The following is a 13,595-nucleotide window of genomic DNA, read 5'->3' as shown; positions in this document are numbered from 1 at the left end:
GGGGCCTCGATCCTGCTGCGGCTCCCTGCTCAAGGTCACGGCGCCACGCGTGGACAGGTTCAACTCGCCCGAGTTCTTTCGGAAGTCGTGCGCGCGAGTCGTCTCCGGTCATTGCTGGCCGGTGAGTGCGGGGGATAGCTTCACCCTGCACCACCCGTCATGTACCTGCTCAAGCGGTCACGCGCGGCCTGGGCGGGCCGTTTTCGGTTGATGTTCCGGATGATGTGGAGACCCCATGGCTCATCTGCGTTCCAGACGCGGGCTGGCGCTCGCCGTACCGGTCGTACTGTCGCTGACCGCCTCGCTCGGCCTGCTGCCGGCGGCGGCCTCTGCGGCACCGCTGACGGCCTCGGCGACGCCGGCGGCGGACGGGCCGAACCTGGCCTATGTCGTCAACACCAGGACGGACCACCGCACGATCGAGTCGGTGCAGCGGGCGATCACCCGCAACGGCGGCACGATCGTCGCGTCGTACGACAGGATCGGCGTGATCGTCGTGCACTCGGCGAACCCCGAGTTCGGCCCCGCGATGCGCGCGGTGCGCGGGGTGCGGTCGGCGGGGGCGACCCGGACGGCGCCGCTGAGCGCGGCGGGGACCACGGACGAGGGGGCCGTGCAGGTCCTGTCGAAGGCGGAGGCCGCGCGGGTCGAGAAGAGGGCGGCGGCCGGCCAGGAGCCCCTCGAGGCCGACCAGTGGGACCTGCGGACGATCGGCGCCGACAAGGCCGCCACGGTCAACCCCGGGAGCCGGTCGGTGACCGTCGGCATCATCGACACCGGCGTCGACGACACCCACCCGGACATCGCTCCCAACTTCTCCGCCGCGCAGTCCGCCAACTGCGTGAGCGGCAAGGCGGACACGACCTACGGCGCCTGGCGGCCGGTGGACGCCGACCACTACCACGGCACGCATGTCGCCGGCGAGATAGCCGCCGCCCGCAACGGCGTAGGCGTGGCGGGCGTGGCACCGGGCGTGAAGGTCGCGAGCATCACCGTGGCCCAGCCCGACTCGACACAGCTGTTCTACCCGGAGAGCGTCGTCTGCGCCTTCGTCTTCGCCGCCGACCACGGCGTGGAAATCACCAACAACAGCTACTACGTTGATCCATGGCTGTACAACTGCATGGACGACCCGGATCAACGTGCCATCGTTGACGCGGTCAACAGGGCGCAGTTGTACGCCCAGAGCAAGGGCACGCTCAATGTGGCCTCGGCCGGCAACTCGAACGACGATCTCGGCGCGAACGCCCTCACGGACACCTCCAGCCCCGACGACTCGACTGCCACGACCCGCACGGTCGACCCGCACGAGTGCTTCGACGTGCCGACCCAGCTGCCCGGTGTGGTCACCGTGAGCGCGGTCGGCGTCGACAACGCCAAGGCCTACTACTCCAGCTACGGCCAAGGCGTCATCGACGTGGCGGGCCCGGGCGGCGACAAGTACCAGATCCCGGACACGCCGTCGCAGAACGGCCGCATCCTGTCCACGCTGCCGAACGACCAGTACGGATTCCTCCAGGGCACCTCGATGGCGTCCCCGCACGTGGCCGCGGTGGCCGCGCTGCTGAAGTCGACCCACCCGCACGCCTCCCCGGCCCGGCTCCAGGCCCTGCTGAAGGCCGAGGCGGACAACCCGGGCTGCCCGGCGGGCCCCTACGACGGGAACGGCGACGGCGTCGTGGACGCCACCTGCGTGGGCGGAGAACACGTCAACGGCTTCTACGGCTCGGGGGTCGTTAACGCGCTCCGCGCGGTCAAGTGACCACCCCCCCAGCAGGACTTCCCGCACGGCATGCTCGTTTCGCGAACGAACCGGAGGCTCACCCACATGACAGCGCCCCACTCGCGCCACCGCCGCGCGCTCGCCATCCCGCTCGGCATGGCCATGGCCACGGCCCTCGCGTTCCTGCCCAACGTCTCGGCGTCCGCCGCCGACACCACGGCCACGACCACGGTCGCTTCGGACGCGAGTGACGCCACGTCCCTCAGCTATGTCGTCAACGTCCGCCCCGGGCAGGGCACCTCGCAACGCGTCCAGCGGGCGATCGACCGGGCCGGCGGTTCGGTGGTGATCGCGTACGACGAGATCGGCGTGATCGTCGTCCACTCGTCGAACCCCGACTTCGCCAAGGTCATCCGCAAGGTGCCCGGCGTGGACTCGGCCGGTGCCACCCGCAACGCGCCGCTGCCCGCCCAGTCGACCACCGACGTCGGGACGCCCAAGGTGCTCAGCTCCGAGCAGGTCACGGAGGCGGACGCGCAGGCGGCCGACGGGCAGGACCCGCTGGAGCCGCTGCAGTGGGATCTGCCCGCCATCAAGGCCGACAAGGCGCACGAGAAGACCCTCGGCAGCTCGAAGGTCACCGTCGCCGTCATCGACACCGGCGTCGACGACACCCACCCGGACATCGCCCCGAACTTCTCCGCCGCACAGTCCACCAACTGCGTGTCGGGCAAGCCGGACACGACGTACGGCGCCTGGCGGCCCAGCGCCGCCGAGAGCCCGCACGGCACGCATGTGGCGGGTGAGATCGCGGGCGCCAAGAACGGGATCGGCATCACCGGCGTGGCGCCCGGCGTCAAGGTGGCGGGCATCAAGGTAGCAACCACCAGCGGGTACTTCTACACGGAGGCCGTCGTCTGCGGTTTCGTGTGGGCGGCCGAGCACCACATCGACGTCACGAACAACAGCTATTACACCGACCCCTGGTACTTCAACTGCACCGACGACCCGGACCAGAAGGCGCTCGTCGACGCCATCACCCGTGCCTCCCGGTTCGCGGAGAAGAAGGGCACCGTCAACGTGGCGGCGGCCGGCAACGAAAGCTACGACCTGGCCTCCCACTCGATCACCGACCCGGTCTCGCCGAACGACGGCACCCCCAGCGACCGGGTGATCGACCCGCACACGTGCTACGACATACCGACCCAGCTGCCGGGCGTCGTCACCGTCGCGGCCACCGGAGCCAAGGGCCTCAAGTCGTCTTTCTCCAACTACGGCCTCGGGGTCATCGACATCGCCGCGCCCGGCGGCGACTCGACCGCCTACCAGGCCCCGGCGCCCCCGGCGACCAGCGGCCTGATCCTGGGCCCGCTGCCGGGCGGCAAGTGGGGCTACATGGCGGGTACGTCGATGGCGACCCCGCATGTCGTCGGCGTCGCAGCATTGATCAAGTCAACCCATCCACATGCCTCCTCCGCCCTGGTGAAGGCCCTGCTGTACGCAGAGGCGACCGCCACGCCGTGCACCGACCCGTACGACATCAACGGGGACGGCAAGGTCGACGCGGTGTGCGAGGGCGCGAAGAACCACAACGGTTTCTACGGCTGGGGCACGGCGGACGCACTGGCGGCAGTGACCCACTAGGCACAGATATTGATTCAGTCAATACTGCATAGTGCAGTCATGACTGCAATCAAGTACGCGTGGTCCGCACTGGGCGGCGACCCCTCGCTGTCCGCGCGGATCACGACCGTGGCACGCGCGGGCACGCTCCAGGCGCACCTTCCGGTACGACCGCTCGCCCGCGCGTGTGTCGGCGTGTGCGCGCTGGCCGCCGCCGAGTTGGGGGCGCGCCGCGCCGGTACGACGGAGGTGCCCGCGGTCCGGGTGGACGACGGGGCCGTGGCGACCGCGTTCACCAGCGAGCGGCAGTTGCTGGTCGACGGGCGGGCGCCGGTGCCGTTCGCCCCGCTGTCCCGGTTCTGGCGCGCGGCCGACGGGTGGGTGCGCACCCACGCCAACTACCCCCACCACCAGGCCCGGCTGCTGGCCGCGCTGGGACTGCCGGATGGCGCCTCGGCGGAGGAAGCCGGGGCCCGGATCGCCGGGCGCCCCGCGCTGGAGGTGGAGGACGCGGTCTACGGCGCCGGCGGGCTCGCCGTGGCACTGCGCTCACCCGAGGAGTGGGCCACGCACGAGCAGGCGCTCGAGGTGGCCGCGCGCCCCCTCGTCGAGCGGGGCCGCCTGGACGCGGCCCACGCGCGCGTGCTCCCGCCGCTCGACGCCGACGTCTCTCCCCTGCTGCCCGCCGCCGGTCTGCGCGTCCTGGACCTGACCCGGGTCCTGGCCGGCCCGGTCGCCACCCGCACCCTGGCGCTGCTGGGCGCGGAGGTCCTGCGCCTGGACGCGCCCTGGCTGCCGGAACTCCCCGACCAGCACGCCGACACGGGCTTCGGGAAGCGCTCGGCGACGCTCGACCTCACGACCGACCGGGCGGCCTTCGCGGAGTTGCTGGCCTCGGCGGACGTCGTGGTCACCGGGTACCGGCCGGGCGCCCTGGACCGGTTCGGGCTCTCCCCCGAGGCGCTGGCCGAACGGCGGCCGGGGCTGGTCGTGGCCCAGGTGTCCGCCTGGGGCGGTTACGGGCCGTGGGGCGGGCGGCGCGGCTTCGACAGCCTGGTGCAGGTCGCCACCGGCATCGCGAAGGCCGAGGGCTCGGCGGAACGGCCGGGTGCGCTGCCCGCGCAGGCGCTCGACCACGGCACGGGGTATCTGCTGGCGGCCGGCGTGCTGCGAGCACTGACCGAGCAGTCCTACGACGGCGGGAGCAGGTTCGTACGGCTGGCCCTGGCGCGCACCGCGCGGTGGCTGACGGCGGAGACGGAGGCGGGGGCCGAGGGCGGTGAGCCGTACGAGGGGCCGGACGCCTGGCTCGCCGAGACGGACAGCGCGCTGGGGCGGCTGCGGTACGCACGGTCGCCGGTGTCCTTCGCGGGCGGCCCGGCCGACTGGGCGCGGCCCCCGGTGCCGTGGGGGTCGGATCCGGCCAAGTGGGCATGACCGCACGGCCCGCACGGCCGGAAACGTACGAATAGACGGAATGACGCTCCGTCAGTTGTTTTCTGCTACTTGCCCGGTTCTGTCATGTCTGGCGAAGATCGTGGGGTGACGGCGACACGACCGACCACCGAAGCAGCCGACGCGAGCGGCCCCGCGAGACGCCCCGGTACCGGCCGGGCCGTCGCCGTCCTGGTCCTGGTGACGCTGGCCGCGCTGGTGCCGCTGCTCGGGCCGTCCGTCGCGTTGCACGACACCGGGGAGGCCGCGGCGCCGGGGATGGGCGGCATCGCCTTGCTGCGCGGGGTGCTGTTCGCCGCCCTGTGCGTGCCGTTGGGCGAGCTGTTCGTGGACCGGCTGACCCGTCGGCTGCCGGACGCGCCGCCCGAACGGCCGTCCAGCCGGGCGGTGTTCGCGGCCGCCGCCGGTTTCGTCGCCGCGCTGGGGCTCGCGTCGGTCGTGTCGACGGGCAACCTGGTGCCGCGCGGTCTCGCCGACATCGACGTGGGCGGCCTGTACCAGTCGCGTGACGGCGAGTTGGCGCTGATCGAGGTCAACGCCTTTCTGCTGGCCGGCCTTTGCGCCCGCTCGCGCCGCCCGGCGACCCAGGTGTGGCCGCTGGCCGCGGTGGTCGCCGCCGAGGCGCTGCGCGCCCATCCTGCGCCGGAGCACAGCCCGTTGCTCGGCTCGGCGCTGACCCTGGTGCATCTGACGTGCGCGACGCTGTGGGTGGGCGGTCTGCTGCACGCGCTGCGCCTGCTGCGGCGGTGGCAGGGCCGGGCGGCCGGGGCGGCGCTGCTCGGTCTCTACGCGCGCGTGGCCGCCGTACTGCTCGCCGCCATCACCGCGACGGGCGTGTGGAGTTCGCTGCGGCGGATGCCCGCGGGCACGATCCTGGCCCAGCTGACGACGACGGCGTACGGGCGCACCCTGCTGGCCAAGGTGGTCCTCGTCGCCGCCGTCGCCGCGCTCGCGCTGTGGGCACGGTTCCGGCTGCGCCGGGCGGCCGACCCGCTCACCGCGTACGTCCCCGCGCGTGCCGAGGTGGTGGTGCTCGGGGTGGTGGTCGCGGTGTCGGGAGTGCTGACGGCGCTGCCGGTACCGATCAGATGGACTTGATCAGGTGGGCTAGCCGTTGGTGACGAGCACCTTGAGGGCGGTGCGCTCGTCCATCGCCTTGTAGCCGTCGGGCACGCCCTCGATGCCGACGGTCAGGTCGAAGACCGGCGACGGGTCGATCGTGCCGGCGAGGACGTCGGGCAGCAGGTCGGGGATGTACGCGCGCACCGGGGCGACACCGCCGCGCAGGGCGATGTTCCGGTCGAACATGACACTGAGGTCCAGCCCGGTGCCACTGCCGTGCGGGACGCCGACGAAGCCGATCGCCCCGCCGTCCCGGGTGATCTCGACGGCCGTTCGCATGGACTGCTCGGTGCCCACGGCCTCCACGACGGAGTGCGCGCCCTGGCCCCGGGTGAGTTCGCGTACGGCTGCCACGGCCGCGTCCCCGCGCTCGGCGACGACGTCGGTGGCGCCGAAGCGGCGCGCGATGTCGGTACGGACCTCGTGCCGGCCCAGTGCGATGATCCGCTCGGCACCCAGCCGCTTGGCGGCCAGCACGGCACACAGGCCGACCGCGCCGTCCCCGACGACGGCGACCGTGGCACCGGGACGGGCGCCCGCGCCGAGGGCCGCGTGATGACCGGTGCCGAGCACGTCGGACAGCGTCAGCAGGGCGGACAGCAGATGGTCGTCGGAGGCCGCGTCCTTGGGCAACTGGACCAGGGTCCCGTCGGCGAACGGGACGCGCACGGCCTCGCCCTGGCCGCCGTCGTACCCCACCGAGCCCCAGAAACCTCCGTGCTCGCAGGACGTCGTCAGTCCCTCACGGCAGTAGTCGCAGACGCCGTCGGACCACATGAAGGGGGCCACCACCAGGTCGCCGCGGCGTACGGTGCCCACCTCGGAGCCGGTCTCCTCGACGACACCCAGGAACTCGTGCCCGATCCGCTGCCCCGGCTGCCGGGCCGCCTCGCCCCGGTAGGCCCACAGGTCGCTGCCACAGATGCAGGCGCGCAGCACGCGTACGACGGCGTCGGTGGGCAGCCGCACCACCGGCTCGGGCACGTCCTCCACGCGCATGTCGTACGGGGCGTGGATGGTGGTGGCGCGCATGGCGAGGATCCTTCTCGTGCGGTGTCGTGGGTGCGCTCAGGGGGTGACCGGGCGCACCTCACGGTACGCCGTCGCCGGCGCGGGTCGCGCGTCGAGGGCGCCCCGGACCAGCAGGAACTGTGCGCCCGCATAGGTGAGCATGATCCAGAAGTCGGGTCTCGGCAGCTGCGGCCAGTCGGCGACACCGGTCGCGATGAGCGTGTCGGAGAGCATGAAGAGCGCACCGCCGAGCCCGGCGACCGGGCCGAGCCGGGTGGCCGCCGTGTACGCCATGGCGGTGAGGAGGGTGCTGTAGCCGGCGACGGGGACACGGAGTCCAGCGGGCAGGTCCGGCCACAGCAGGACGACCAGGGTGACGAGGGCGGCGGCGTACCCGAGGGCGAACAGACCCGCACGCGCGCGTGGCGGTCCGTGGCGGCGGAAGAGGACGAGGTAGCAGACGTGCCCGGCGGCGAAGCAGGCCATACCGGCCATGAAGGCGGGGTCGGCGTCGGAGAGCAGCAGTACATCGCCGCCCCAGCCGCACAACAGGGCGGCGACGAGCAGCCGCGGGCCGCCCGCGCGGGCGGTCCAGGCGGCGAGCAGGGGCATCAGGAGCACCTTGGCCACCACGTGCCCGGAGTGGAGGCCGACGGCGAGGCAGCCGAGGTCGAGGACGACGGCGAGGGCGAAGGCGGCGAGCAGCGCCCGGGACGCTCTCACGCGGCCACGGACTCCTCGGCCTGCTCCACGGCGGCCGCCGGCGCCCAGCCCGGCCCCCGGAACAGCCGCCCGGCCCGCTCCCGCCAACCGCGCGCGGCCTTCAGGTCCCTGCCGATGGCCAGGTACTCATGGGTGGCCACCTTGATCGGGTTGAACGTGTTGATGTTCTTGGTCAACCCGTACACAGGCCGCTCGACCTCCGGCACCCACGACCCGAACAACCGGTCCCAGATGATCAGGATCCCGCCGAAGTTGCGGTCCAGGTAACCGCCCTGGGAGGCGTGGTGCACGCGGTGGTGGGACGGGGTGTTGAACACGAACTCGAACCACCGGGGCATCTTGTCGATGCGCTCGGTGTGGATCCAGAACTGGTAGACGAGGTTCGCGGAGGAGCAGAAGGCGAGCGCGGCCGGGTGCACACCGACGGCGACGAGCGGGACGTAGAACGGCCAGACCGTCAGCGAGGTCCAGGGCTGGCGCAGCGCGGTGGTGAGGTTGAACTTCTTGCTGGAGTGGTGGACGACGTGGCAGGCCCACAGGATGCGGATGACATGGTGGCCGCGGTGGGACCAGTAGTAGAGGAAGTCCTGCGCGAACAGCATCAGCGGGACCGTCCACCACAGGACGGGGACACGCAGCGGGGTGAGTTCGTATATCGCCGTGTAGATCGCGACGATCGGGATCTTCCAGACGAAGTCGAAGACGAGGGACCCGAGCCCCATGCCGACGCTGGTGGCCGCGTCCTTGGCCTCGTACCCGCCGGCGTCGTCGTCGGGATGGATGCGGTAGCTGATCACCTCGATCACGGTGAGCAGCACGAAGGCGGGTATCGACCACAGCACGACATCGGGCAGGTTCGGCATGGGGGCACCGTAGAACCGCTGGTCGGCTGCGGCTAGACGTTGTTACCCACAAGTATTACCGGCGGTATGCGCTTGCTTGTTGGCGATCTCCGCCAACGGCCGGGCGGCCGTCACACCCCCACCGCCCCCAGCAGGCTCCCCGCCGCATAGGTCACCCCCATGGCCAGCGCGCCGCCCACCACGTTCCGCACCACCGCCGGACCCACCGCCGCCGCCCCCAGCCGCGCGCTGCTCCATCCCGTCAGGACGAGCGCGGCCAGCACCGAACCCACGGTCACCGGAAGCCGCCAGTCAGCAGGTGGCAGCACGATCGCCAGCAGGGGCAGCAGCGCCCCGACCGTGAACGACAGGCAGCTCGCCAGTGCCGCGTTCCACGGGTTCGTCAGTTCGTCGGGATCGATGCCCAGCTCCACGCTCGCGTGGGCCCTCAGCGCGTCCCGCTCGGTGAGCTGGACCGCCGCCTCCCGCGCCACCTCCCGGGACAGCCCGCGCCGCTCCAGCAGTTCGGTCAACTCCTCCAGTTCCGCCTCAGGCTGCTCCTTCAGCTCCCGTTTCTCCATCGCAAGGGCGGCCAGTTCCGAGTCGCGTTGGGTGGACACCGACACGTACTCCCCCGCCGCCATCGACATCGATCCGGCGAGCAGCCCCGCCAGGCCCGCTGTCAGCAGGGCGCCCCGGTCGTCGGTGGCGCCCGCGACGCCGACGACGAGGCCCGCCGTCGACACGATGCCGTCGTTCGCGCCCAGTACGGCTGCCCGCAGCCAGTTCAGCCGGGAGCCGAGCGCTCCCCTGTGGGCCTCGTTGTCGTGCGTTGGTTCCATCACAGCAGGGAGGATCGCACCCCGGCACCTGTGAGCCGAGTACCGACGTCACCAGACCCGTACCGAGGCCCCCCGTGCGAACACCGGACTCGTGGCGTCCGCCGGCGGCTCCCGCAGCGGCTCCGCGATCTCCGCCACCGTCGGCCCCACCTTGGCCGCGATCGGGTCCAGGAGATCCAGGTCGAAGCCGTACACGCGGGCCGCGTTGCCGCCGAGCATCGCCGCGATCTCCTCGCGCGGGACGCCCGCGTAGGCGAAGCGCAGGCCCTCACGGGTGTAGGGGTACGTCCCCTCGTCGTGCGGGTAGTCGCTGCCCCACATGATCTTGTCCAGGCCGATGCGGTCGCGCAGCGGCACCTCGTGCGGGCGCATGAAGCTGGCGCCGACGAAGCAGTTCGAACGCCACACCTCGGACGGCGACCTGCCCATGCCCTCCGCCAGCCCCGCCCCGAACTTCGCCTCCGCGGTCGTCGCCGTCGTGGCCGCGGCCAGCAGACGGCCGTGGTAGTAGTCCAGCATGGCCAGGACACCGGGGATCCATCCGGAGCCCTGTTCGGTCAGGACCAGTTTCAGGTCAGGGTGGCGGCGGAAGGCGCCGCCGAAGACGAGGTGCCACAGCGCCCGGTGCGAGAACCAGGTCGTCTCGACCATGAAGACCGCGCGGGCGGCCGGTTCGTCGCCGAGCAGCGGGGACGCCGAGCCCGCGTGGTGGTTGACGGGGACGCCGAGTTCCGCGCAGAGGGCCCAGATCGGGTCGTACACGCGCGCGTGCAGTTCGGGCAGGCCCGAGCCCGGTGGCGTGCCGGGCAGCATGAGGCCGCCCTTCAGGCCCGCGTCCGCCGCCCGACGGATCTCCTTGACGGCCGCGTCGACGTCGTTCAGGAGGATCTGGAAGACGCCCGCCCGGCGGCCCGGCGCGGCGGCGCAGAAGTCGGCCAGCCAGCGGTTGTGGGCACGCAGGCCCGCCCAGCGCAGCTCGATCTCCGCACCCGTGGGCGCCGGGGCCATCAGGGAGCCGGACGGGAAGAACGGCGGGATGGTGTTCGGGAAGATCACCTCAGCGACGATCCCGTCCTGCTCCAGTTCCGCGAGCCGCCGCGCGGAGTTCCAGTTCCGGTCGGCGGAGTCGGAGAGCAGGTCCTCGTACGGGTTGACGTACGTCGCCGCCCAGGCGTCGAAGTCGTCGTGGTAGCGCTTGTCCAGGTACGGCTTGTAGTCGAGGAGGTCCGCGCCCGCGTGGCAGTCGGCCGAGATCACCGTGTAGCGGTCGTTCACCGTGTCACCCCCAGAGCCGGGAAGTCGTTGTCCGTCAGCCAGTGCCGGCCCACCTCGCGCGAACGCGCCCAGGAGGCCTCCACGGCCGTCTGGTCGGCCGGCTGGCCCAGGTCGGCGGGGGTGGGGCCGATACGGCGGGCCAGCGGCGTCAGGCGCGCCACGTCGAAGCCGAAGGCCTCGGCCGCCGCCAGGCCCAGCATCCGGCGGGTCTCGGCCACCGGGATGTCATGGAAAGTGCGGCGCAGCCACGCGCGCGTGTCGGGCCAGGTGCCTTCCGGGTGCGGGAAGTCGCTGCCCCAGAGGATGTTGTCGACACCGATCTCGTAGCGCTGGGCGAGTTCACGGCGTTTGGTGTTGGTGGCGCAGACGAAGACCTGCCGGTCCAGGTACTCGTGCGGCGGGCGCTTCAGTTCCTCGAAGGGGGACAGCTTCTTGCCGCCGTGCGCGCCGAGGTAGAGGCGGTCCATGAACCAGAGCAGGTTCGGCAGCCACCAGCAGCCCGACTCCGCCACGCCGAACCTGAGCCCGGGATGGCGTTCGAAGGCCCCCGACCAGAGCAGGAACCACAGCGGCCGGGCCGGCCACCAGGTCACCTCGCTGACATAGATGCCGAGATGGTCGCCGTACTCGTGGCGCGGCGCGGCTCCGGAGTGGGTGAGGACCGGCATCCCGCAGTCGGCGGCCGCCGCCCACACGGGGTCGTAACGGCGGTCGTGGTACGGCTCCCTGTCGACCCACATGGCGGGGATCATCAGCGCGCCGAGGCCGGTCTCCTTCGCGCGGTGCACCTCGGCGACGACGCGGTCCACCGGGGCGGTGACCGGCAACAGGGCTACCCCGCAATGCCGTTCGGGGTGTTCGGAGACGAAGTCGGCCAGCCAGCGGTTGTGGGCCCGGGCGCCGGCCATGCCCAGCTCCGGGTCGTGGTCTCCGGACAGGCCGAGGCCCACCCCGAAGGGCGCGGCCGTCCGGCTGTCGACCGCGTCGGCGTCCGGGAAGACCACCTCCGCGGCCACCCCGTCGCCGTCCAGCTCCTTCAGGCGCTGCGCGCTGTCCCAGCCCCCGCGCAGACCCTCCTCGTTGTCCTGGAACCACTTGCTCGCGAACGCCTCGTTGCGGATGCCGAGCCGGGTCATCTCCTCCCGGCGGCGGTCCCGCCCGGCGAGGAACTCGTCGAAGTCCCGGTGGAACCGTGCGTCCAGATAGGGCCGGTACTCCTCGGTGGGCAGCCCGGCGTGGCAGTCGGAGGAGATGATCAGATACGGGTCGTCAAACGACGTCACGACAGCCCCCTGTCAGTCCAGGATGAAGCTTTCGAGGTACGACGGGTTCGCCCGGTCCAGCATCGAACGCGCCCTCGCCCGGATCTGGGCGTCGCTGCGCTCGCTCTCCGGCAGCAGCCAGAAGCGGTCCGCGCGGATGCCGGCCACGACGAACTCGGCGACCTCCTCGACGGGCGTGAAGGCGACCTCCTTGCCCGCCGCGCGCATCGCCGCCTCCCACTGGTCGAGGCTGCGGTACGGGGTCCTGCGCGGCCGCTGCTTGGCGTAACGCTCGGGCCGGTTGCGGTGCGACTCCCACAGGCCCGTACGCAGCATGTGCGGCCCCGGGAAGAGCACCGAGGCGCCCACACGCGCGTGCTCCGCCCTGAGATGGGCGTACAGCGACTCGGTGAGCGTTACCACGGCCGCCTTGGTGACGGCGTACACGGAAGCCGTCGGCAGCGGCGCGATACCGCCGTCACCGGAGGATGTATTGACCACATGACCGGGTTGACCCGACTTGATCATCCTCGGCAGGAATGCCTGTACACCGTGGAAGACACCCCACACATTGACCTCGAACGCCCACTTCCAGTCGTTCGGTTCGTGCTCCCACATACGGCCCTCGGCGCCCGAGCCGACCCCGGCGTTGTTGCACAGGACGTGCACCGCGCCGTACGTGTCGTAGGCCGACTCGGCGAGTTCCAGGACCTGTTCGCGCACGCCGACGTCGACCACCCGTGTGTGCACGTCGGCGCCCTCCGCGCGGAGGTCGGCCGCGGCCTTGTCCAGGGCGGCCGGCTCCACGTCGGCGAGGACCACCTTCAGGCCCTCGGCGGCGAACCGCCGGGCCATCGCGAGCCCGATCCCGCTCGCCGCGCCGGTGACCACGGCGACCTGTCCGGCACGCAGTTCCATCAGGCCTCGCTCCCTTCCGGGGGCGCGTCGACGATCTGGCGCGGGTCGTCGTAGCGCTGGTGGACGTACGGCAACAAGGCCTGGGGGTCGACGCGTTCGGCGATCCGGCCGCGCTGGTCGCTGGTCTTCTCACCGAGGGTGATGTCCAGCAGGCGCAGCACCGGCAGGTCGGCGACCGGGTCGTACGCCGACTCACGGAGGATGACCTCCCCCGTCACCCGTTCCAGTCGGCGGACCTTCTCCTCGCGGACGCAGTGCACCAGCAGCGGGTCGCCGTCGAAGCCCGAACCGTCCACCGCCGGAAGGAACTTGAAGTAGAAGTCGGTCTTCGGCGCGGGCTCGGGCAGCGGCAGCGGGCCGTCGGCCGTGCCGCGCACCTCCACGAAGACGACGCCGTGCCGGGCCAGGGACGCGCGCACGAGGCCGCCCTCGCGCTCGACGGTCACCTCGCCGAGCTTCTTGGGCTCGCCGAAGACCTCACGGCCGCCGGTGAGGGCGCGCTCATGGGTCATCGGCATCACCAGCGGATACCAGCCCTCGACCGTGCCGTGCGCGGCGGCGACCGCGAACGAGCCCGCGCCCAGCGGGTATCCGGGCAGCTGGACCTGGCTGATGTTGACGCGGACCACGGGGCGGCCGGTGGGCTTGAGCGGCGGCGGCAGCACCGCCGCGACCGCGTCCGGGTCGGTCTCCCAGACGGCCACCACGCCGGTGGACCACACGTCCGGGAGCTTCGTGGTGCGCGCGGCCGCGATCTCCGCCTCGGTCCGAGCGCCGTACCGTACGCGTGCCATCCGCC

The 13,595-nt window shown here is 72.0% G+C and carries 12 protein-coding genes; 4 read left to right on the top strand and 8 right to left on the bottom strand.

The features are described from left to right. Positions 1–235: 235 nt before the first annotated feature. From ACZ7OO_RS28510 to ACZ7OO_RS28495, 4 genes are all read left to right on the top strand, one after another. Positions 236–1,762 (top strand): S8 family peptidase, encoded by a 1,527-nt coding sequence (locus tag ACZ7OO_RS28510; protein ID WP_471508982.1) that lies wholly within the window; start codon positions 236–238, stop codon positions 1,760–1,762. 66 nt (positions 1,763–1,828) lie between these two features. Beyond that, positions 1,829–3,367 (top strand): S8 family peptidase, encoded by a 1,539-nt coding sequence (locus tag ACZ7OO_RS28505; protein ID WP_471508980.1) that lies wholly within the window; start codon positions 1,829–1,831, stop codon positions 3,365–3,367. A gap of 39 nt (positions 3,368–3,406) precedes the next feature. After that, a complete protein-coding gene (locus tag ACZ7OO_RS28500; protein WP_471508978.1) occupies positions 3,407–4,783 on the top strand; it encodes a CoA transferase in 1,377 nt (458 codons plus the stop codon). A gap of 105 nt (positions 4,784–4,888) precedes the next feature. Further along, a complete protein-coding gene (locus ACZ7OO_RS28495; protein ID WP_471508976.1) occupies positions 4,889–5,899 on the top strand; it encodes a CopD family protein in 1,011 nt (336 codons plus the stop codon). Between the two features lie 9 nt (positions 5,900–5,908). Here ACZ7OO_RS28495 and ACZ7OO_RS28490 read toward each other — a convergent pair whose 3' ends face one another. The 8 genes from ACZ7OO_RS28490 to ACZ7OO_RS28455 all read right to left on the bottom strand — a co-directional run bounded on the left by ACZ7OO_RS28490 (position 5,909) and on the right by ACZ7OO_RS28455 (position 13,590). Next, the gene (locus ACZ7OO_RS28490) at positions 5,909–6,955 is read right to left on the bottom strand and encodes a zinc-dependent alcohol dehydrogenase family protein (protein WP_471508974.1); all 1,047 of its coding nucleotides are present in this window, start codon (positions 6,953–6,955) and stop codon (positions 5,909–5,911) included. Between the two features lie 36 nt (positions 6,956–6,991). Continuing rightward, positions 6,992–7,657 (bottom strand): lysoplasmalogenase, encoded by a 666-nt coding sequence (locus ACZ7OO_RS28485; protein ID WP_471508972.1) that lies wholly within the window; start codon positions 7,655–7,657, stop codon positions 6,992–6,994. Beyond that, positions 7,654–8,520 carry a sterol desaturase family protein gene (locus ACZ7OO_RS28480; protein ID WP_471508970.1) on the bottom strand — a complete coding sequence of 289 codons (867 nt, stop codon included), beginning with the start codon at positions 8,518–8,520 and terminating at the stop codon, positions 7,654–7,656. The genes ACZ7OO_RS28485 and ACZ7OO_RS28480 overlap by 4 nt, the downstream gene beginning before the upstream one ends. 110 nt (positions 8,521–8,630) lie before the next feature. Beyond that, a complete protein-coding gene (locus tag ACZ7OO_RS28475; RefSeq protein ID WP_471508968.1) occupies positions 8,631–9,344 on the bottom strand; it encodes a VIT1/CCC1 transporter family protein in 714 nt (237 codons plus the stop codon). Between the two features lie 45 nt (positions 9,345–9,389). Continuing rightward, positions 9,390–10,616, bottom strand: a complete 1,227-nt coding sequence (locus ACZ7OO_RS28470; RefSeq protein ID WP_471508966.1) for an amidohydrolase family protein — start codon at positions 10,614–10,616, stop codon at positions 9,390–9,392. Continuing rightward, on the bottom strand, positions 10,613–11,899 hold the full coding sequence (locus ACZ7OO_RS28465) for an amidohydrolase family protein (protein ID WP_471508964.1): 1,287 nt from the start codon (positions 11,897–11,899) through the stop codon (positions 10,613–10,615). The genes ACZ7OO_RS28470 and ACZ7OO_RS28465 overlap by 4 nt, the downstream gene beginning before the upstream one ends. A 12-nt stretch (positions 11,900–11,911) precedes the next feature. Continuing rightward, positions 11,912–12,796: an SDR family NAD(P)-dependent oxidoreductase gene (locus ACZ7OO_RS28460; protein ID WP_471508962.1), complete on the bottom strand. Its 885-nt coding sequence runs from the start codon at positions 12,794–12,796 to the stop codon at positions 11,912–11,914. Beyond that, on the bottom strand, positions 12,796–13,590 hold the full coding sequence (locus tag ACZ7OO_RS28455; protein WP_471508960.1) for an acetoacetate decarboxylase family protein: 795 nt from the start codon (positions 13,588–13,590) through the stop codon (positions 12,796–12,798). The genes ACZ7OO_RS28460 and ACZ7OO_RS28455 overlap by 1 nt, the downstream gene beginning before the upstream one ends. Positions 13,591–13,595 lie beyond the last annotated feature (5 nt).

The sequence above is a fragment of the Streptomyces sp. NPDC111744 genome, from assembly GCF_055634995.1.
This window is presented reverse-complemented; position numbering and strand designations above follow the sequence as displayed.

Excerpts from the sequence above, each read along its gene's own strand:
- ACZ7OO_RS28455 (WP_471508960.1), bottom strand. The coding sequence starts at position 13,590 with ATGGCACGCGTACGGTACGGCGCTCGGACCGAGGCGGAGATCGCGGCC.
- ACZ7OO_RS28505 (WP_471508980.1), top strand. The coding sequence starts at position 1,829 with ATGACAGCGCCCCACTCGCGCCACCGCCGCGCGCTCGCCATCCCGCTC.
- ACZ7OO_RS28500 (WP_471508978.1), top strand. The coding sequence starts at position 3,407 with ATGACTGCAATCAAGTACGCGTGGTCCGCACTGGGCGGCGACCCCTCG.
- ACZ7OO_RS28480 (WP_471508970.1), bottom strand. The coding sequence starts at position 8,520 with ATGCCGAACCTGCCCGATGTCGTGCTGTGGTCGATACCCGCCTTCGTG.
- ACZ7OO_RS28490 (WP_471508974.1), bottom strand. The coding sequence starts at position 6,955 with ATGCGCGCCACCACCATCCACGCCCCGTACGACATGCGCGTGGAGGAC.
- ACZ7OO_RS28460 (WP_471508962.1), bottom strand. The coding sequence starts at position 12,796 with ATGGAACTGCGTGCCGGACAGGTCGCCGTGGTCACCGGCGCGGCGAGC.
- ACZ7OO_RS28510 (WP_471508982.1), top strand. The coding sequence starts at position 236 with ATGGCTCATCTGCGTTCCAGACGCGGGCTGGCGCTCGCCGTACCGGTC.